General features: G+C 46.5%; 19 protein-coding genes. 17 read left to right on the top strand and 2 right to left on the bottom strand.

Going from position 1 to position 18,831, the window contains the following annotated elements:
- The first annotated feature begins 5 nt into the window (after positions 1-5).
- The 12 genes from HMPREF1536_RS07045 (at position 6) to HMPREF1536_RS06990 (ending at position 14,890) form a co-directional block, all read left to right on the top strand.
- On the top strand, positions 6-1,019 hold the full coding sequence (locus HMPREF1536_RS07045; protein WP_028727233.1) for a lysylphosphatidylglycerol synthase transmembrane domain-containing protein: 1,014 nt from the start codon (positions 6-8) through the stop codon (positions 1,017-1,019).
- A gap of 145 nt (positions 1,020-1,164) precedes the next feature.
- Positions 1,165-2,619, top strand: coding sequence for an aminoacyl-histidine dipeptidase (locus HMPREF1536_RS07040; RefSeq protein WP_028727232.1), 1,455 nt, complete (start codon positions 1,165-1,167; stop codon positions 2,617-2,619).
- A gap of 148 nt (positions 2,620-2,767) precedes the next feature.
- Positions 2,768-3,418, top strand: a complete 651-nt coding sequence (locus HMPREF1536_RS07035; RefSeq protein WP_028727231.1) for a redox-sensing transcriptional repressor Rex — start codon at positions 2,768-2,770, stop codon at positions 3,416-3,418.
- Position 3,419: 1 nt separating this feature from the next.
- On the top strand, positions 3,420-4,034 hold the full coding sequence (locus HMPREF1536_RS07030; RefSeq protein WP_028727230.1) for a fumarylacetoacetate hydrolase family protein: 615 nt from the start codon (positions 3,420-3,422) through the stop codon (positions 4,032-4,034).
- 90 nt (positions 4,035-4,124) lie between these two features.
- Positions 4,125-7,511 carry a type IX secretion system sortase PorU gene (gene porU, locus HMPREF1536_RS07025; protein ID WP_028727229.1) on the top strand — a complete coding sequence of 1,129 codons (3,387 nt, stop codon included), beginning with the start codon at positions 4,125-4,127 and terminating at the stop codon, positions 7,509-7,511.
- 72 nt (positions 7,512-7,583) lie between these two features.
- Positions 7,584-8,777 carry a type IX secretion system outer membrane channel protein PorV gene (gene porV, locus HMPREF1536_RS07020; RefSeq protein ID WP_028727228.1) on the top strand — a complete coding sequence of 398 codons (1,194 nt, stop codon included), beginning with the start codon at positions 7,584-7,586 and terminating at the stop codon, positions 8,775-8,777.
- A gap of 16 nt (positions 8,778-8,793) precedes the next feature.
- Positions 8,794-9,270 carry a 2-C-methyl-D-erythritol 2,4-cyclodiphosphate synthase gene (ispF, locus tag HMPREF1536_RS07015; RefSeq protein ID WP_028727227.1) on the top strand — a complete coding sequence of 159 codons (477 nt, stop codon included), beginning with the start codon at positions 8,794-8,796 and terminating at the stop codon, positions 9,268-9,270.
- Between the two features lie 129 nt (positions 9,271-9,399).
- The gene (locus tag HMPREF1536_RS07010; protein WP_028727226.1) at positions 9,400-9,744 is read left to right on the top strand and encodes a translation initiation factor; all 345 of its coding nucleotides are present in this window, start codon (positions 9,400-9,402) and stop codon (positions 9,742-9,744) included.
- Positions 9,745-9,756: 12 nt separating this feature from the next.
- Complete coding sequence (locus HMPREF1536_RS07005) at positions 9,757-13,020, top strand: UvrD-helicase domain-containing protein (protein ID WP_028727225.1); 3,264 nt, start codon at positions 9,757-9,759, stop codon at positions 13,018-13,020.
- 153 nt (positions 13,021-13,173) lie between these two features.
- Positions 13,174-13,848 carry a phosphatidylserine decarboxylase family protein gene (locus HMPREF1536_RS07000; RefSeq protein WP_028727224.1) on the top strand — a complete coding sequence of 225 codons (675 nt, stop codon included), beginning with the start codon at positions 13,174-13,176 and terminating at the stop codon, positions 13,846-13,848.
- A gap of 22 nt (positions 13,849-13,870) precedes the next feature.
- Positions 13,871-14,566, top strand: a complete 696-nt coding sequence (pssA, locus tag HMPREF1536_RS06995; protein WP_028727223.1) for a CDP-diacylglycerol--serine O-phosphatidyltransferase — start codon at positions 13,871-13,873, stop codon at positions 14,564-14,566.
- 54 nt (positions 14,567-14,620) lie between these two features.
- Positions 14,621-14,890, top strand: a complete 270-nt coding sequence (locus HMPREF1536_RS06990) for a DUF4834 family protein (RefSeq protein ID WP_028727222.1) — start codon at positions 14,621-14,623, stop codon at positions 14,888-14,890.
- Positions 14,891-14,923: 33 nt separating this feature from the next.
- On the opposite strand, the gene HMPREF1536_RS06985 is transcribed toward HMPREF1536_RS06990, so the two are convergent.
- Together HMPREF1536_RS06985 and HMPREF1536_RS06980 are read right to left on the bottom strand one after the other, a co-directional pair.
- Positions 14,924-15,364: a nucleoside deaminase gene (locus tag HMPREF1536_RS06985; protein ID WP_028727221.1), complete on the bottom strand. Its 441-nt coding sequence runs from the start codon at positions 15,362-15,364 to the stop codon at positions 14,924-14,926.
- Complete coding sequence (locus HMPREF1536_RS06980; protein WP_028727220.1) at positions 15,361-15,588, bottom strand: hypothetical protein; 228 nt, start codon at positions 15,586-15,588, stop codon at positions 15,361-15,363. Before HMPREF1536_RS06980 ends, HMPREF1536_RS06985 begins: the two co-directional genes overlap by 4 nt.
- Before the next feature lie 68 nt (positions 15,589-15,656).
- On the opposite strand from HMPREF1536_RS06980, the gene HMPREF1536_RS06975 reads away from it, so the two are divergent.
- From HMPREF1536_RS06975 to HMPREF1536_RS06955, 5 genes are all read left to right on the top strand, one after another.
- The gene (locus tag HMPREF1536_RS06975; RefSeq protein ID WP_028727219.1) at positions 15,657-16,022 is read left to right on the top strand and encodes a YraN family protein; all 366 of its coding nucleotides are present in this window, start codon (positions 15,657-15,659) and stop codon (positions 16,020-16,022) included.
- A 17-nt stretch (positions 16,023-16,039) separates the two neighbouring features.
- The gene (locus tag HMPREF1536_RS06970; protein WP_028727218.1) at positions 16,040-16,393 is read left to right on the top strand and encodes an MmcQ/YjbR family DNA-binding protein; all 354 of its coding nucleotides are present in this window, start codon (positions 16,040-16,042) and stop codon (positions 16,391-16,393) included.
- The gene (locus HMPREF1536_RS06965) at positions 16,386-17,153 is read left to right on the top strand and encodes a biotin--[acetyl-CoA-carboxylase] ligase (protein ID WP_028727217.1); all 768 of its coding nucleotides are present in this window, start codon (positions 16,386-16,388) and stop codon (positions 17,151-17,153) included. Before HMPREF1536_RS06970 ends, HMPREF1536_RS06965 begins: the two co-directional genes overlap by 8 nt.
- A gap of 67 nt (positions 17,154-17,220) precedes the next feature.
- Complete coding sequence (locus HMPREF1536_RS06960) at positions 17,221-17,799, top strand: RNA polymerase sigma-70 factor (RefSeq protein WP_028727216.1); 579 nt, start codon at positions 17,221-17,223, stop codon at positions 17,797-17,799.
- A 78-nt stretch (positions 17,800-17,877) separates the two neighbouring features.
- Complete coding sequence (locus HMPREF1536_RS06955) at positions 17,878-18,813, top strand: FecR family protein (protein ID WP_028727215.1); 936 nt, start codon at positions 17,878-17,880, stop codon at positions 18,811-18,813.
- The last annotated feature ends 18 nt before the right edge of the window (positions 18,814-18,831 follow it).

Raw genomic sequence — 18,831 nt, 5'->3', positions numbered from 1 at the left:
GTAGAATGAATTTTAAAAGTATCCTACAAACGTTTGTCAAGATATTTCTACCCTTAGCTTTTGGCTGTTTATTGCTGTGGTTTCTATATAGTAATATGGATGTCACCGAAATATGGCGGGTGATCCGTGAGGGAGTGAGATACGATATTATCCTGGTCTCTTTGTTGTTCGGCCTGTTTGCCAATATTGTCCGCGGGCTTCGCTGGGGACTGCTTATCTCGTCGCTGGGTGAGCGTTTTAAGATGAGTAACGTCGTTTATGCTGTATTGGGTAATTATGCCGTGAATATGGTTCTTCCCCGTGTGGGCGAGGTATGGCGTTGCGGAATAATCACCAAATATGATAAGATACCTTTTACCAAGCTCTTCGGGACTCTCCTGATAGACCGTGTGAGCGATACGGTAGTGGTCGGATCGATCACTTTGCTGATCTTTATATTCAATTTCGACTTCTTTGTCAGCTTTTTTGCACGCAACCCGGCCTTGCTGGATGGCTTCCGGAAAATGTTCGACTCTCTATGGATTTATGTCATTGCAGTAATTTTAGTGGTCGGAATTTGGTTTGTTTTCAAATATATGAGTAACTTTACGCTGGTGCAGAAAGCAAAGTCATTGTTGCTGAATGTGTGGGACGGAATGAAGAGCGTCTGGTTACTGAAGCGGAAAGGCCTTTTCCTGGTGCAGACCCTGTTGATCTGGGGCGGTTATTTCTGTTATTTCTATATCACATTCTATGCCTTCGACTTTACGCGCGACCTGGGTATAAAGGTCGGCCTGATCGCCTTTACTATGAGTAGTATCGGTGTGGCTGTTCCGGTTCAGGCGGGTATCGGTGCCTGGCATTTTATGGTGATCGCTACGTTGGTTTGCTTCGGTGTCAATGAAAATGATGCTGCTGCTTTTGCCCTCGTGGTTCATACAGTGCAAACGGCCTGGACGGTGATTTGCGGTCTGTTCGGTATTGTGGCTCTGCCGCTTACCAATAGAGATAACAATGTGCAGTTGGCAGTCGACGAGTGATGGTTGGCTGTTAAAAAAACTCCATTGGTTATCCTTTTATAGAATAAGTTTGTTACTAATATAATTTATTAATCTGGTTGTCAATATCCCGGTTGCCATTTTATCTGTCAACTATCATTTGTCAACTGTCAACTTAGAAGAAACTATGTCAGCAGAAATCAAGAATCTTTTTCCGCAGCATGTCTGGGGTTATTTCTATGACCTCACACAGATCCCTCGTCCTACGGGACACATGGAAGCAGTTACCCGTTATGTAGAAGCTTTTGGTAAAGGATTGGGATTGGAAACCTTGCGGGATGAAGTAGGAAACGTTCTGATCCGCAAACCTGCAACCCCCGGAATGGAAGGGCATAAAACCGTTATACTGCAATCGCACCTGGATATGGTTCCCCAGAAAAATGCTTCCGTAAAGCATAACTTCCTTACCGATCCGATCGATGCTTACATAGATGGCGACTGGGTTACAGCCCGTGATACTACACTGGGTGCCGACAACGGTATCGGAGCTTCTTTTGCCATGGCTGTGCTCTCGGACGAGACTATCAAACATGGCCCGATCGAGGCTCTTTTCACTATAGATGAAGAAGAAGGTATGGATGGCGCTTTCGGCCTGAAACCCGGATTCCTGAAAGGGGATACGCTGATCAACTGCGACTCGGAAGAGGAAGGCGAACTGTTTGTGGGTTGTGCCGGCGGTGCCGATCTGAATATCTCCGTACAGTTTAAAGAAGATACATATGTACCCGAAGGGGACGTCGCTGTAAAGGTGAACCTGACGGGGTTGAAAGGCGGCCACTCCGGTGTGGATATCCATCTCGGACGTGCGAATGCCAATAAATTAATGTTCCGTTTCCTGAAAGAGGCGGTTTGCGATTATGGTGCGCGTCTGTCGTCTATCGAAGGCGGTTCGCTTCGTAATGCGATTCCCCGGGAGGCTTTTGCCGTAATTACGATTCCCGGTGATAACGTAGAGTCGTTGTGGGAAATGGTTGCCGACTATCAGGATATGTTCCGCGAAGAATACAGAGGTATCGAAAATAATATCAGTTTTACTGCTGAAATGGTCGATCTGCCTGCAACCTTGATTCCGGAAGAAATTCAGGACGACCTGATCAATGCGATCGAAGGTTGCCAGAATGGTGTGATCAGCATGTTGAACGATTTCCCCGGTACGGTGGAGTCGTCTTCCAACCTGGCGATCGTCAGGTCGTCTGACGAGCTGATCGAGATAAAGATATTGGTGCGCAGCTCTTCCGAGAGCCGTAAAGCTTCCGTTTGTTCAAGCCTGGAAAGTATCTTCGCTCTGGCTGGTGCCAAAGTGGAATACGGCGGCGCTTACGGTGGATGGCAGCCGAATATCAATTCCCCGATCCTGAATGTGATGCAGCAGACCTACGAAGACCTGTTCGGTAAGAAACCGTCGGTAAAAGTGATGCATGCCGGTTTGGAATGTGGTATCATCCAGGAGTCTTATCCTGCGATGGATATGATCTCCATCGGCCCGGATCTGGAACATCCGCACTCACCAGACGAACGCGTGAGTATCCCGTCCGTACAGAAAGTGTGGGACTTTATTGTTGCTGTGCTGGAAAGAATTTAAATATATAATCTTTCAAATAGATTATCCGTCATACGAAGGGCCGTATATCCGTAACTGGGTATGCGGTTTTTTTTATTTATTAGTGATAGACCCTGTCGGAAAGAAAAAAATTGTACTTTTGTGAGCTGCATTAATAAGTATAAAGATAATGGCCAACGATGAAATGAAACAAGCCTGGAAACTGCCGGAGCCGACACTCCGGAGACTGCCCTGGTATCTTGCCTTCCTGAAGCTCTTGAAAGGTAAGGGGGAGACTTTTGTATCATCTACCCAGATTGCTAAAGAGATTAATGTAGATCCCAGTCAGGTGGCAAAAGACCTTTCTTTTGTGAATATTTCCGGTAAGACCCGGGTAGGTTATGAGATTTGTACTTTGGTGGATGTCCTGGAAGACTTTCTGGGTTTTACCGTACAGCATAAAGCGTTCCTGTTTGGTGTCGGTAGCCTGGGAGCTGCCTTGTTGCAGGACTCCGGATTAAATCAGTACGGACTGGAAATTGTAGCCGGTTTCGATGTGCGCAGGGAGCTGGCAGGTACGGTGATCAACGGGATACCTGTTTTTCATCTGGATGATTTCCCGGCCAAGCAAAAAGAGTACGGGGCCACGATCGGAGTGATCACTGTGCCGGTAGATAAGGCACAGGAAGTAACCGAACAGATCATCGCCGGAGGGATCAAGGCCTTATGGAACTTTACCCCGTTCCGTATCCGCGTACCGGAGCATATTGTCGTGCAGAATACTTCCATGTATGCCCATCTGGCTGTCATGTTTAATCGTTTGAACTCAATAAATCACTGAAATGAAGATTATAGCAGTAGGAATGAATTATGCGGAGCACAATAAAGAGCTGCATCATTCGTTAGAATTATCGGAGCCTACTATCTTTATGAAGTCCGATTCTTCCTTGTTGAAAGACGGCAAACCGTTTTTTATCCCCGATTTTTCGTCGGAGATACATTATGAAACCGAGATCGTTGTAAAGATAGACCGGCTGGGTAAGAATATCGCCGAGCGTTTTGCATCCCGTTACTATAGTGAGGTAACAGTCGGTATCGACTTTACCGCCCGTGACCTGCAAAGAGAGCTGCGTGCGAAAGGATTACCCTGGGAGATCAGTAAAGCTTTTGATAATTCGGCTGTTATCGGGTCGTTTGTGCCATTGGACAGGGTGGGGGATGTGAACCGTATCCCGTTTCATCTGGATATAAACGGAAAGAATGTGCAGGAGGGGAATACCTCGGATATGCTTTTCCCGGTCGACAAGATCATCGCTTATGTGAGCCGTTTCTTTACCCTCAAAATCGGAGATCTGATATTTACAGGAACTCCGGCAGGGGTAGGGCCTGTTAAGATCGATGATCATTTGCAGGGATATATCGGCGAAAGGAAGCTTCTGGATTTCCACGTGAAATAGTTGGCAGTTGGCAAGTAGCACATCGGCAGTTAAGTTTCACGCACGGTAATGAAGGCTGGAATAACTATTAACTGTCATCTGAAAAAGAGTATGTTACGAATAATATATACGTTAATAATAAGTATTTGTTTTCTTACTTCCGCCTGGGCTGATGGGAGCCGCTATGCTGCCAAATCGGCTTTATCGTCCGGTAAATGGGTGAAGGTGCAGGTGGAAGAAGACGGCATTTATAAACTTTCTTATTCCGATCTTCGTTCGATGGGGTTCTCCGACCCGGCGAAAGTCTCCGTGCATGGTTATGGCGGTTGGATACTGGATGAAGATTTCTCAAACACTTACATCGATGATGTACCGGCTGTGGCAACCTGGCGTGGTGACGATTTCCTGCTGTTCTACGGGCGCGGAGTGGTAAAGTGGACGTATGATACGACAAACAGATGTTTTGTCCATACCAATAATCCATATTCTCAGTATGGTTATTATTTCCTGACGGATGCCACGGCAACGAAGGAAATGGAGACTGTTGCTTCCGCAGCAGGTGCTGCCCTGAAAATAACGACGTTCGATGATTACCGGGTACATGAAAAAGACCTGGTTTCTGTGAATAACTCCGGACGTGAGCTGTTTGGCGAAGCAATGGATATGACCCTTTCGAGGGATTTCTCATTTAATGGTATCACAGGGATCACCAATGACGACGGTAAGGTGACGCTGCGTTTTATAGCAAAGCCTACCAGCGGTACAGGGAGTGTCACTTTGAGCATAGGAGGCAGTGAACTGATATCGAGAACAATCAGTTACAGTGCTTCCAGCGATGAATATACAAAAGCGAACCTGGCGTATGAAGTGGCTGATTGGAAAGGTGAGAAAAGTGCAAATACCAAAGTCAATGTAAGATACGGACAGTACGGACATAAAAATGTGTATCTCGACTTTATCCGTTTGCAGATGGTGCGCGAGTTACAGCCTTATGGCGCTTGCACATTCTTCCGCAGCCTGGCTTCTGTCAATAATTCTTCCCGGTTTGTCGTTCAGAATGCCAATGCCAACACATTGGTTTTTGATGTGACGGATCCTATAAATCCGAAACGGATGGAAACGGAATTGAGCGGAAGCGAATTGTCCTTCTCCATTCCTTCGGGAACATTAAGAGAGTTTGCTCTGGTACAGCGTAATCAGACACTCCCGACTCCGAAAGTAGTGGGCGATGTGGCAAACCAGGACTTGCATGCTTTACCTCAAACCGATATGATCATCCTTGCACAACCGGGATTGACGAGCCAGGCAGAGCGTCTGGCGGAAGCACACCGCGACCGTGACGGATTGTCGGTTCAGGTAGTTACTCCTGAAGTTGTCTACAACGAGTTTTCCAGCGGAACCCCGGATGCGACTGCCTATCGCCGTTTTATGAAGATGTTCTATGACCGTCAGACTTCCGAGAGCGATGCCCCCAAATATCTGCTTCTTTTCGGTGACGGTGCCTTCGATAACCGTTTCCTTACATCGAGCTGGCAGAATGTGACGACAAGTAATATGTTGCTGACTTACCAGACGGACGAGTCGTTGGATGATAAATCGTATGTGATAGACGACTACTTCGGTTTCCTCGACGATAGCAATAACGGCAAGGGATTGCTGGCCTCGAAGATCGATATCGGTATCGGGCGTTTCCCGGTGCGGACAGTGACCGAGGCGACCAACATGGTGGATAAGGTCATCAATTATATGGATAATAAGGAGACCGGATCGTGGAAAAACAATGTCTGCTTTGTGGCGGACGATGGTAACGGAGCCGATGGTTATATGATACAACATGCGGAACAGGCCGATGCCCTGGGAGAATATATAAATACCAGCCATCCCGAGTTTCTGGTGAATAAGATTTATTTCGATGCCTATAAGAAAGATATTTCCGGAGGGCTGAGTACGTATCCGGTCGTGAAGACAGATATCCAGAAACTCCTTAAGAGCGGTCAGTTGCTGATCAATTATACGGGGCACGGAAATACAGTTTCCTGGAGTGACGAACAGGTCTTGACGGAAAGTGATATTACCAAATCCACCTATACCCGTCTGCCGATCTGGATCACGGCTACTTGCGACTTCTGCCGTTTTGATGCTCCGGTAACCTCTGCCGGTGAGCAGGTCTTCCTGAATAAGGTAAGTGGCGGTATCGGATTGTTCACGACTACCCGTGTGGCCTATTCCAGTCCGAACTTCACGATCAATGATAACCTGATCCGTAATTTGTTCGAGAAGAAGAACGGGCGCCGGTTGACATTGGGGGAAGTGATGAAAACAACCAAGCAAAGTCTAGGTTCAAGCCGTTATAAGTTGGGATTTGCCCTGATCGGTGACCCGGCATTGAAGCTTTCCTATCCGGAGTATCGTATGAACATAACGGCGATAAACGGAAACCCGGTAACGAGTGAGCCCGTTACTTTTAAAGCATTACAGAAAATAACCGTAGAAGGTGAAGTGCTGAACCCGGAAGGAAACGTGGCAACAGGCTTTTCCGGTCTGCTGAACCCGACTGTTCTGGATAGCCGTGTTTCTTACGAGACACTGGATAATAATAAAATAGGTAAGACCTTCAAGTATACGGACTACTCGAACATTCTCTTTATCGGTAACGACTCCGTCCGTTCGGGAAAATTCAGTTTCACCTTTACTGTGCCTAAAGATATCTCCTATTCGAACGAATTTGGAAAGATGAACCTGTATGCCTCGGATGAAACGACTAATGTCGAGGCGCAGGGTGCTTACCTTAATTACCGGGTCGGCGGTACCGACGATAATGCGGACGACGACCAGGACGGCCCGGAAATCCGTACACTTTATCTGAATGATTCTACTTTTGTCAGTGGCGGTCAGGTCAATACGACCCCGTTCTTTGTGGCCCGTCTCTGGGATAAGAGTGGTGTGAATATAACAGGCAGCAGTATCGGACATGATATGATGCTGATCATCGACGGTAATCCGTCTTTGAGTTTTAACCTGAACAGTTATTATGAACTGATACCGGGTAGCGACGGAGAAGGAATTGTAAAATACCTGCTTCCGGCATTGACTCCGGGAGTGCATAAAGCAGAGTTTAAAGTCTGGGATATACAGAACAACTCGACAACACAGGAGTTTGAGTTTGAGGTAGTGGAAGGATTGAAACCGTATCTGCTGGAATTGACTGCTTCACCTACGCCGGCTCGCGAACAGGTGACTTTCCATCTGTTCCATAACCGTCCGGAAAGCCAGTTGACTGTTGGGATCATGGTTTACGATATGGTTGGACGCTTGCAATGGCGGCATGAGGAAACAGGCTCTTCCGAGCTTTTCAAATCGTATACGGTGACCTGGGATCTGACCAATAACAGGGGCGGACGGCTCCGTCCGGGTGTTTATATATACCGTGCAGCGATCAGCTCCGGTGGTTCTAAGGAGGCGACGGAAGCAAAGAAATTAATAATCCTCGCACAATAAAGTAAAACAAAATCAGTTTATATGTTCGTAAGGTAAGTTTGTTACTTGCCGCGTATTTAACAGGAATATAGTATGATAAAGAATTTAAGAATTAGTACACTTATAGTAGTTTTCAGTTTATTGGCTGTCTTTACTACCTGGGCACAGGATAAAAGTAAATTTGCTCCGGTCAATACAGCCGTACCTTCTCTTTCTATTGCACCTGATGCTCGTGCCGGTGCGATGGGGGATAATGGAGCGTCTACTACTCCGGATATAAACTCACAATACTGGAACCCCGCCAAGTATGCTTTTATGTACAGTAAAGCAGGTGTTTCTTTATCTTATACTCCCTGGTTGCGCAAATTGGTTAACGATGTTGCCTTGGCAAACCTTTCCGGATATTATAAGATTGGTGATAGTGATTTGCAGGCGATAGGCGCTTCGTTGCGTTATTTCTCACTGGGGGATGTACCGACTAATAGTACCGGTAATACGGAAGATCAAGGATATATGGTAAGTCCTTATGAAATGGCATTCGACGTTAGTTATAGCCGTAAGCTATCCGAATCTTACTCTATGGCTGTAGCCATGCGCTATATCCGTTCGGATATGGGACAGGATGCGCAAGATGAAAGTCGTGTTCCTGGTAATGCTTTTGCAGCCGATATTGCCGGTTATCTGGAAAAGTATGTGGTTCTGGGGCAGGCAGAGGCTTTATGGAGCTTAGGTTTTAATGTGTCTAATATTGGTACTAAAATATCTTATAACGGTGGAACTACCAATGAGTTCCTGCCTACTACTCTTCGTTTGGGTACAGGTTTACTTTATCCGATCGACGATTTTAACCGGATCGGTCTATATGTCGACCTGAGTAAATATCTGGTGCCGAGTCTGCCTTATCTGAAGGAAGGTGCAACTGACGAAGAACGTGAAGAGTATGACAAAAAGAAACTGGAATATAATGATGTATCCGGTATCTCCGGTATTTTTAAATCTTTCAGTGATTCTCCCGACGGTTTCAAAGGTGAGTTACAGGAGGTGATGGTATCTATCGGTGCCGAGTATAGCTATAACGAGCAGTTCTTCCTGCGTGGTGGTTATTTCTATGAAAATGCCAATAAAGGTAACCGTCAGTACTTCTCTGTCGGAGCAGGTTTCCGTATGAGTGTGTTCCAGTTGGATGCTGCTTATCTGGTAAGTACGGTTCAGAGTAACCCGTTAGACCAGACGTTGCGTTTCTCCCTCTCGTTCGATATGGACGGTATCAAAAACCTGTTCAGATAAGAAACTGTCAACTAATATGAAGATACGTGTAGGTTTTGGTTACGATGTACATGCGCTGGTGCCCGACCGTGAATTATGGATGGGTGGCATTCGGATCGAACATACGTTGGGGTTGTTAGGCCATAGCGATGCCGATGTGTTGATACATGCTATTTGCGATGCACTGCTGGGGGCTGCGAATATGCGTGATATCGGTTATCACTTCCCCGATACAGCCGGAGAATATAAGAATATAGACAGCAAGATATTATTGCGTGACACCATGAAGTTGTTGCGTGATGCAGGCTATGAACTTGGTAATATCGATGCCACCGTGGCAGCCGAACGTCCTAAGCTCAATCCTCATATCCCTCTGATGAAACAAACACTGGCAGAGGTGATGCAGGTGGACGAAGAAGATATATCCATTAAAGCAACGACAACCGAAAAGCTCGGTTTTACAGGCCGTCAGGAAGGTATTGCGGCTTATGCTACCGTGTTGATCACCCGTTGATCGTCTTTCTTTTTTAAGAATGATTTCAGTACGTTATGCCACCTGTTCTTTCAGGCGGCATTTTTCGTTTGTTTCATCTTGTTATTTCCCCGTTTATTTGTAGCTTTGATGTTGATAAAATAATAGAAAATGAAGAATAATGACTGGAAAGATCGTTTGGGTGTGATGTATTCTACCAACCCCGACTTTCAATATAATACAGGTGATGAAGCGGAAGAGGATACGATTCTCAAAGAAAAACAACTCTTACGTATCTCGTTGGATAAACGTAACCGGGGCGGGAAAGCCGTAACCCTGGTGACCGGCTTCCGTGGAACAACGGACGATCTTACCGCATTGGGCAAATTCCTGAAGGTGAAATGTGGGGTAGGCGGTTCCGCCAAGGATGGCGAAATTATCGTACAGGGCGATCTCCGCCAGAAAGTTCTTGAGATATTGCAAAAAGAGGGATACGTTAAATCCCGGATCATATAGAATAATGTAATTATGCTGACTGTTTACAGAGCCTCTGCCGGAGCCGGTAAGACCCATAAATTGACGGGTGAATATCTGAATTTGCTATTCGCCGGTGCGGGCGCATACCGTCGTATCCTCGCTGTGACGTTTACCAATAAGGCGACCGATGAGATGAAAAGCCGTATCGTAGAGGAGTTGTATAACCTCTCGTCCGGCCGGAAATCCGATTATGTGGACTCCCTGAAGTCTGCCTATTCGTTGACGGAGGAACAGGTACGTAAACAGGCCGGTAAGATATTAACGGATATTCTTCACGACTATTCGGCTTTCAATATCAGTACGATCGACCGTTTCTTCCAGCAGACCATGCGCGCCTTTACCCGTGAGATCGGTTTGCAGGGTGGCTATGGCATCGAAATGGATCAGGAGTTGGTACTGACTTCCGCTATCGACAACCTGCTGGCCGACCTGGAAAAGCCGGAAAGCAAAGAACTTCTGGGCTGGCTTCTCCGTTTTGCCGAAGACAAGATCGAGAGCGGTGGCGAATGGAACCTGCGTAAAGATATCATGTCGCTGAGTCGCGAAGTGTTTAAAGAAAGCTATAAGGCTTCGAGCGACGAAGTAGCAAAAGATATACAAGATAAGGAAGCCCTCGAGAACTATAAGAACGATCTCTACTCTATCATCCGTTCGGTAGAAGCCGAAGCTAAACGTCTGGGTGAAAGAGGACTGGAGATACTGGGGAAATATGCCCTTAAGACTACCGACTTCAAAGGAGGTAGCCGTTCGCCGATGACCTTCCTCGAACGGTTGGAACGGGGAGAGATGAAAGATCCTTCCGCTACGTTTATCAGCCTGGCAGATAACCTGGACGGTTGTTTCGCCAAGACAACCCCGCAGGGAATCCGCCAGATCATCGGCTGTGCATTTGAAGACGGGTTGAATGACTGTATCAAGAATATTGTCGCCCTCTTCTCCAACCTGACTGCTTATAATACGGCGCGCGAAATAGTCCGCTATTATTATACCCTCGGCATCCTGACCGACGTTTCCCGGCAGATCGCTTCTTACCGGGAAGAAAAGAATGTCATGCTGATTGCCGATACCACCGAACTGCTAAACAAGGTGATCGGTGGCAGCGACGCCCCGTTCATCTACGAGAAGACGGGTACCCATGTGGATCATTATATGATCGATGAGTTTCAGGATACCAGCGGCATGCAATGGAATAACTTCCGTCCGCTGATAGAAGAAAGCCTGGGGCACGGCCGTGGCAACCTGATCGTAGGTGACGTGAAACAAAGTATCTACCGTTTCCGTAACTCCGACTGGAAACTGCTGGACGAGCAGGTGCAAACCGACTTTTCTCCCGAAGAGGTAACGGAAGAAACATTGAAGGAGAACTGGCGTAGTTGCCGTAATATAGTGGAATTCAACAATACCTTTTTCACTTCCATCCCCGGTATCCTACAGACAACATACAATGAAAACCTGCTGACCTCTTCGCTCAGCGATGAACAGCGTGCAGCTTTTCTGACAAAGATCATGTCCGCTTATGATAGGAGTTATCAACAGGTACCGCCCCCCTTCCAGCAGAAGGACGGGCATGTCAGGATCGAATTTCTTTCCGGTGATGAAGACAGGGATTGGAAAGAGGAAGCCCTCGACCGCTTGCCGCAGGTGGTCGAACAACTGCAGGACAATGGGTATGCGCTGAAAGATATAGCGATCCTGGTTCGAACGAATATGGAAGGTGCGATGGTGGCGGATAAATTGCTTTCCTACAAGGAAGAAAACCCGTCCGACCGTTACAATTACGATATCATATCCGATGAGGCTCTGTTCGTCAGCGGCTCGCCTGCGGTACGATTTATGATCGCCCTTCTGCGTTATCTGAAGAACCCCGAAGATAAGATTAACGAACAAACCGCCTTATACTCCTACCGGATACTGAAAGGAGAGCCGGTGGACGCAGCAGACGGGACTGTCTGCTCTGTGCCTGTTTCCGGATTGGATTTCCCGCCGGAGATCGCCACTGAATTGTTGGCTCTCTCCCGCCAGTCGCTGTATGAAATATCCGAAGGGCTTTTCCGTCTTTTCTCCGGATATTTTCAGGATAATGAGCAGGTATTCGTACAAGCCTTCCTCGATATGGTATCCGAATATACCCAGAAGGAAAGTGCCGACCTGAGCCGTTTCCTGAAATGGTGGGAGGAAGCAGGCTATCGGAAAACGATCGCTACTCCCGATGCGCAGAATGCGATCCGTATCCTGACCGTCCATAAGTCGAAAGGACTGGGCTTTAAGGTGGTGATCATCCCCTTTGGAGACTGGGAGATCGACCATAAGCCGACAAAGCCCGTTATCCTTTGGTGCAAGCCGGAGACGCAACCTTTCAACCGCCTGCATCTGGTTCCGGTGCGTTACAGCCAGTCGCTGGGGAATACCATCTTTGCGGAAGACTATTTCCGCGAACGGCTTCATGCCTTTATCGATAACCTGAATACGTTGTATGTTGCTTTTACGCGTTCCAAAGAAGAGCTGATCGTCTTTTCCCCGCGTCCTAAAAAGATTAACGAAGGAACCGGAGAAGTGGAAAAAATATCGACTATCGCCGACGCTCTCTGGGCCGGCCTGCATTGGAAAGTAACGGATACCAAACAGGGAGAATCGCTAATGCCGTTGCCCTCTTCCTTCGATACGAAGGCCGGTCTTTTCGAATTGGGTAGCTGGTGGCATCCGTCAGCAGCCAAGAGCGACAGTTCGGCACCGGAAGAGGTGGAAATGATCCGTATCAACTCCATTTCTCCCGACGACCGTCTGCAACTTCGCCTGCACGGTAAAGGCTTTTTCTTCGATAATGAAAAGCGTAAACACGGCGCATTGATGCACGAAGTGTTGAGCCAGATACGAACCTGTGCGGACATAGAGTCGGCCGTGGAAAGTTACCGTCTGGCTGGTGTGATCAATAAAAATGAAGCAGGAACGCTGATCGCCCGTCTGGAAGAACTGTTGGATACACCGGAAGTCCTGCCCTGGTACGATGGGACTGCCCGTGTGCTGAACGAAGTAGATATCCTTTTCGGCAAGGGGTTGTCGAAACGTCCTGACCGGGTAATGATATCGGACGATAAAGTCGTGGTGGTCGATTATAAATTCGGAGACCTACAGGATAAGCGGCATCATAGCCAGGTAAAGAACTATATGAAGCTGATCCGCCAGATGGATTATGGCAAAGTGGAAGGCTTCCTCTGGTATGTCGAACAGGGAAAAATCGTACCGGTCGACAGCTGATAAACGGCAATAGACAGACATTTGTTCATAATTATGGTTACAATTCATTTATCTGTCAACTGCGAACTGTCAATTGTCAACTGAATTGTTTTGTTATTCCGTAAAAATGAATACTTTTGCAGATTGTAATAAAAACGCAGTTTCAGAAAAAGAATGAAAGTACATAAAGAAGGAACAGGTCTACTACTTACGTTGTTTACGGTGTTGTTTATCGTGAATGTCGCATTATACCATACCGTCAGCAAGGAGACGTTGTTCTATTCCGTTGCTTCGGCATCGACCATTCTCTTTCTGCTGGTACTGAATTTCTTCCGCAGTCCGTTCCGTCGTTTCCCTTACGACTCCGAAGGACTGGTTATTGCACCCGCCGACGGTACGATCGTAGCGATTGAAGAGGTGATGGAGAATGAGATCCTTCACCGGAAATGCTTACAGATATCTATCTTCATGTCCGTATTCAATGTACATGCCAACTGGTTTCCGGTAAACGGCACAGTGAAGCACGTTTCCCATAATAACGGACGATTCATGGCGGCCTATTTACCGAAAAGCAGTACAGAGAACGAACGTTCGGCTGTTGTTATCACGACGAAGAGCGGAGTAGACGTACTGGCACGCCAGATTGCAGGGGCACTTGCACGGCGTATCGTTACCTACGCCAAAGTAGGAGAGAAATGTCATGTAGACGAACAAATGGGTTTTATCAAGTTCGGATCGCGTGTAGATGTTTATTTACCAGTGGGAACGGAAGTCCTGATCGAAATGGATCAGAAGGTTACCGGTAATCAGACTCCGATCGCACGATTAGGCAAATGTCCGTGCGAATGAGACCCGGAAAATATACGAAACAATGAATATCAGAAAACATATCCCTAATTCAATTACTTGCCTGAGTCTTATATCCGGTTGCATAGCTACTGTAGTGGCGTTGCAGGGAAATTTGTTATGGGCAGCTATATGGATCATTATTGCTGCTGTTTTCGATTTTCTGGACGGCTTTGCCGCCCGTTTGCTGAAAGCATACTCTCCGATGGGGAAAGAGCTGGATTCGCTTTCGGATATGGTTAGTTTTGGTGTTGCACCCGGTATGATCGTGTTCTGGATGCTGAGCCAGGCCAGTCTTCCTTTAGGGGAAATAGGTCGTTATATTCCTTATCTGGCCTTTGTGATCCCTACTTTTTCCGGTTTGCGGCTGGCGAAGTTTAATATCGACGAACGTCAGACGACCTCTTTCATCGGTATGCCTGTTCCGGCACACGCCCTGTTCTGGGCTTCGGCCGGATACTCTTTAGCTCCGTTGAGCCAGGCTAATAATGTCTTGTTTATCGTGGTTACGCTGGTGGTAGCGTTGGCTACCTCTTTATTACTTGTGTCTGAGATTCCCATGTTCTCGCTAAAGATCAAGTCGGTTGGCTGGAAAGGCAATGAAAGGCGCTATATATTAGTCGTTTGTGCAGTCTTGTTCGTCGCTTTCTTCGGTATGCTTGGTATAGCCGGAACTATTCTTCTCTATATCCTCTTGTCTATTTTTAACAAAAGACACTAAACAAGAGGTTTGGTCTATGTGTTTCTCTTTTAAACCAACTAAGTAACGAATATTATGTTTAAGTTTTTGTTTGTAATGTTTTTCTTCTTTATCCTGTTAGTTTTTCTGATGGGTTTCTCTATCCTGCGCACATTTAAGAATATGTTGTTCGGTAGCGGTAGCAGTAACGGAAAGAAGGGAGAACAACGTCGTCAGACAAGCAGTTACGCTGGCGGACAGCAGTCGTCGCATGATACCAATGAGGAAGATTATGCAACTGCCAACCGTAAGAAGATCTTCGCAAAAGACGAAGGTGAATATGTTGACTTCGAAGAAGTAAAGTAAGCAGCAGACGCAATCGGGCGAGCAGATCGCCCGTTACCGGCGTTGCCGGAAGAATTTCTGCATCTCTTCCGCACACTCTTTCTCCATTACACCTCTTTTTACAACAGCCTTCGGGTGAAAAGCTTTCGGAGCATATTCCCGATATCCTCTTTTCTCGTCGCTTGCACCGAACACGATCGTACTTAGTTGCGACCATCCGATCGCTCCGGCACACATAATGCAAGGTTCTACCGTAACATACAAACTGCATCCGGTCAGATATTTAGCCCCCAATACACCAACAGCCGCTGTGATAGCCAGCATTTCCGCATGTGCCGTCGGATCGTTCAACCGTTCCGTCTGGTTATGGGCACGGGCAATGATCTGATTGTTGCAGACAACTACAGCCCCGACGGGCACTTCTCCTTCAGCTGCGGCGGCACGTGCTTCCACGAGGGCCTGCTTCATAAAATATTCGTCGTTAAATGGATTCATCGTCTCATTTCGTTTTCCTTGAAAAGGGTCGGATAATCCTCTTCAAGCGTCTTGAGTATGTGTGAAAGAATGGTTTCCCGGTACCATCGGGATTTGTTTTCTATGCTGTATCTGGCCAGATAGCGGTCGACAGCCTTCTGCTCCTCTTCGTTGAGCATAAAAGTAACCTTATGTACCCGTGGACGGTTGGGTTGTGGAGCTGAATATTTCCGTTTCTGTACCATAATGTGCAAATGTACAAGTGAAAGCGCAAATAAAAAAGAAAAACAGTATATTTGTGCAAATTAATAAGATGGCTGAAGGAAACAAATTAGGTAGAGACGGAGAGGCCGCAGCCCGCGACTTTTTGATTCGTCAGGGCTATACGGTTCTACATTCGAACTGGCACTGGCATCACTACGAATTGGATATTGTTGCCCTGAAAGACAACGAAATAATAGTCGTCGAGGTGAAAACACGTTCCGAGGATTTCCTTGTCTCTCCCGAAGAAGCTGTCGACAATAAGAAGATAAGGCGGATCGTAGCTGCTGCGGATGCGTACGTCCGTTATTTCAATCTGGATTGTCCGGTTCGCTTCGATATTATAACACTGATAAAGAGCGGTGACGGCTATAAGATCGAACATCTGGACGATGCCTTTTACGCTCCCTGCAGATAAATAAAACAGAGAATAGTATGAATATAGAAGAAGCCCGCGAATATTGTTTATCGCTGAAGAATACGACTGAGTGTTTCCCTTTCGATGAGGTCTCCCTGGTCTTTAAGGTTGAGAATAAAATGTTCGCTCTTCTGGCCTTGGATGCCGAAGAGCCATATATTGCCCTGAAATGCAATCCCGACTATACGGAAGACTTACGAGAACGTTACAGGGCGGTGGAACCGGCTTATCATTTCAATAAGAAATACTGGAACGGCGTCTATCTCGAACGCGATTTGTCCGATGACGACATCCGTCACTGGATCCGTCATTCCTACCGTGAAGTAATAGCCAAATTGCCTAAAAAGATAAGAGAAGCATACGATGAGTGAAGAGAATGAAATGCCGCGCTTCATCCGTTTGAAGGAAACGACCTCTACCAACAATTATCTCCGTGGATTGGTAGGTAAGGAACAATTGCCGGAAGGAAGCGTCGTGGTTACCGACTTTCAAACAGCCGGACGCGGACAGGTTGGTAACTCATGGGAGTCGGAAGGGGGCAGGAACCTGATGTTCAGCGTTATCCTTTATCCTGACTTTCTGCCGGCCAACCGCCAGTTCCTGATCTCCCAGATCGCCGCATTGAGCGTAAAAGAAACGCTCGATCAGTATACGGACGACATCACCGTTAAATGGCCGAACGATATCTACTGGAAAGATCGGAAGATCTGCGGCATGCTGATAGAGAACGATCTTACGGGACAATCCCTGTTCTGTTCTGTTATCGGTATAGGTATCAATATAAACCAGCAGGAATTCCGGAGTAATGCCCCTAATCCCGTTTCGTTGACGCAGATCACAGGCCGGGAGTACGACCTGGATGAGATACTGAACAGCTTCCTCGAACGTCTTTACAACCGCTACCTAGGCTTGATCCGGGAGCAGGAAGACGAGATACGCAACGACTATATGGCTGCTTTGTATCGTGGGAAAGGTTTTCATGCTTACCGGGATGAACAAGGAACTTTTCAGGCGCGTATCCGTGGCATAGAGCCGACCGGTCATCTGATCCTCGAACTGAATGACGGTGAAGTAAGACGTTATGCATTTAAAGAAGTTTCTACCGTTATAACTCCTGAATTAAGTTTGTAATTATTTTATCATTGAATTTTAATTTCTTGATCTGACGTAAAAGATTATATTTGTCAGTGCAACTTTTATGAAAAGCACTAAGTGTATGGAAGGGAGATCAGATATAGAGTTCGAGGACTTGTATAAGAGGTTTTACAGGAAATCTTTCCTTTTTACCATGTCGTATGTACATAACGAAATGGTAGCGGAAGATATTACATCTGAAGTACTTATCAAGCTGTGGGCGGAACTCCGCCGCGGAGGAATAAACAACCCCGATGCCTTTCTACTGACTCTCCTGAAGAATAAAGCACTCGATTATCTGAAACATGAAGTGATCCGGGAAGAAGCTTTCAATCATATGAAGACCGCCCATCAGGAGGAACTGGATATGCGTATCTCCATGCTGGAGTCTTGCGATCCGGAAGAGGTCTTTACGACTGAGATCCAGCAAATAATCCGTACCACCCTCTCCACTTTCCCCGAACAGACTCAACTTATTTTTGAAATGAGCCGCTTTGATAACAAATCGAATAAGGAAATAGCGGATGAACTGGGCTTAAGCGTAAAAAGTATTGAATATCATATAACGAAAGTATTAAAGGCTTTGCGCGTTAGCTTGAAAGACTATCTCCCGATATTTTATTTCTTCTTTTTTTTCAAATAAAATGACTTTTCATTTAGGGATGCACGGCTATCAATCGTCGATATGATTGTAAGGCTAATTATATCTTATACAAAACAGATGGATCAGGAACTAATAAAGAAATATATAACAGGTTGGGCTTCAGAAGAAGAGAAAATGCAGGTGCTGGCCTGGGCGAAGAGTGACAAGAGGAACATGTCGGAGCTTCAGGCGATGCATAAACTGTATAATGTCACTCTCTGGCAACAACGCGACGTTATGAAAGGCCGGAAGAAAACGACAAGGCTGAATTTTCCGTTGTTTACGAAGATAGCCTCTGTCGCAGCCGTTTTCCTGCTGCTGTTGAGCATGAGCTGGTATATATTCGATTTGAAACGGCAGTTGCCGGAGACAGCCATGCAAACGATCTCCGTACCGCCTGGCCAACGTGTGGAGCTGACACTGGCCGATGGAACCAATGTGTGGCTTAATGCAGGTACGACCTTCACTTTCCCGAACAATTTCTCTTCAGACGATAGGGAAGTGGAATTGAACGGAGAGGGCTATTTTACAGTGAGCCGGAATGAAAAGAAACCATTTATCGTGAAAACCTCTACCTATAATATAAAAGTATTGGGCACGGAGTTCAATGTAATGGCCTATGCCAAAGCCCCGATGTTTGAAGTCGCCTTGCTGAACGGATCGGTGGAAGTCTATTCGGAAACGAAACACCAGAAAGTACTTCTGGAACCAAATACACAGGTTCATGTAGAGAATGACCGGTTGGTGAAAGGCCCGATTTCCCATTTCGACAACCTGCTTTGGAAAGACGGCGTGATCTGTTTCGACGATGAACCCGTAGACCGGATGATTGAAAAGCTGGAATTATACTTCGACACCCGGATTACCGTAGAGAACGAAGCTTTCAAGAAAAAGAGATATACCGGAAAGTTCCAGGCAAAGAAAGGCATCGAGCATATCCTGAACGTATTCCAACTGAAAGACCGGTTTGTCTACGAAAAGGATGAAGAGAATAATACGATAACGATCAAATAGTAATAGATCAAATAGTAG

This window comes from Parabacteroides gordonii MS-1 = DSM 23371, from assembly GCF_000969825.1.
GTDB classification, from domain to species: domain Bacteria; phylum Bacteroidota; class Bacteroidia; order Bacteroidales; family Tannerellaceae; genus Parabacteroides; species Parabacteroides gordonii.
Note: the sequence above shows the minus strand (reverse complement) of the source record. Positions and strands in the feature narration are given on the sequence as shown.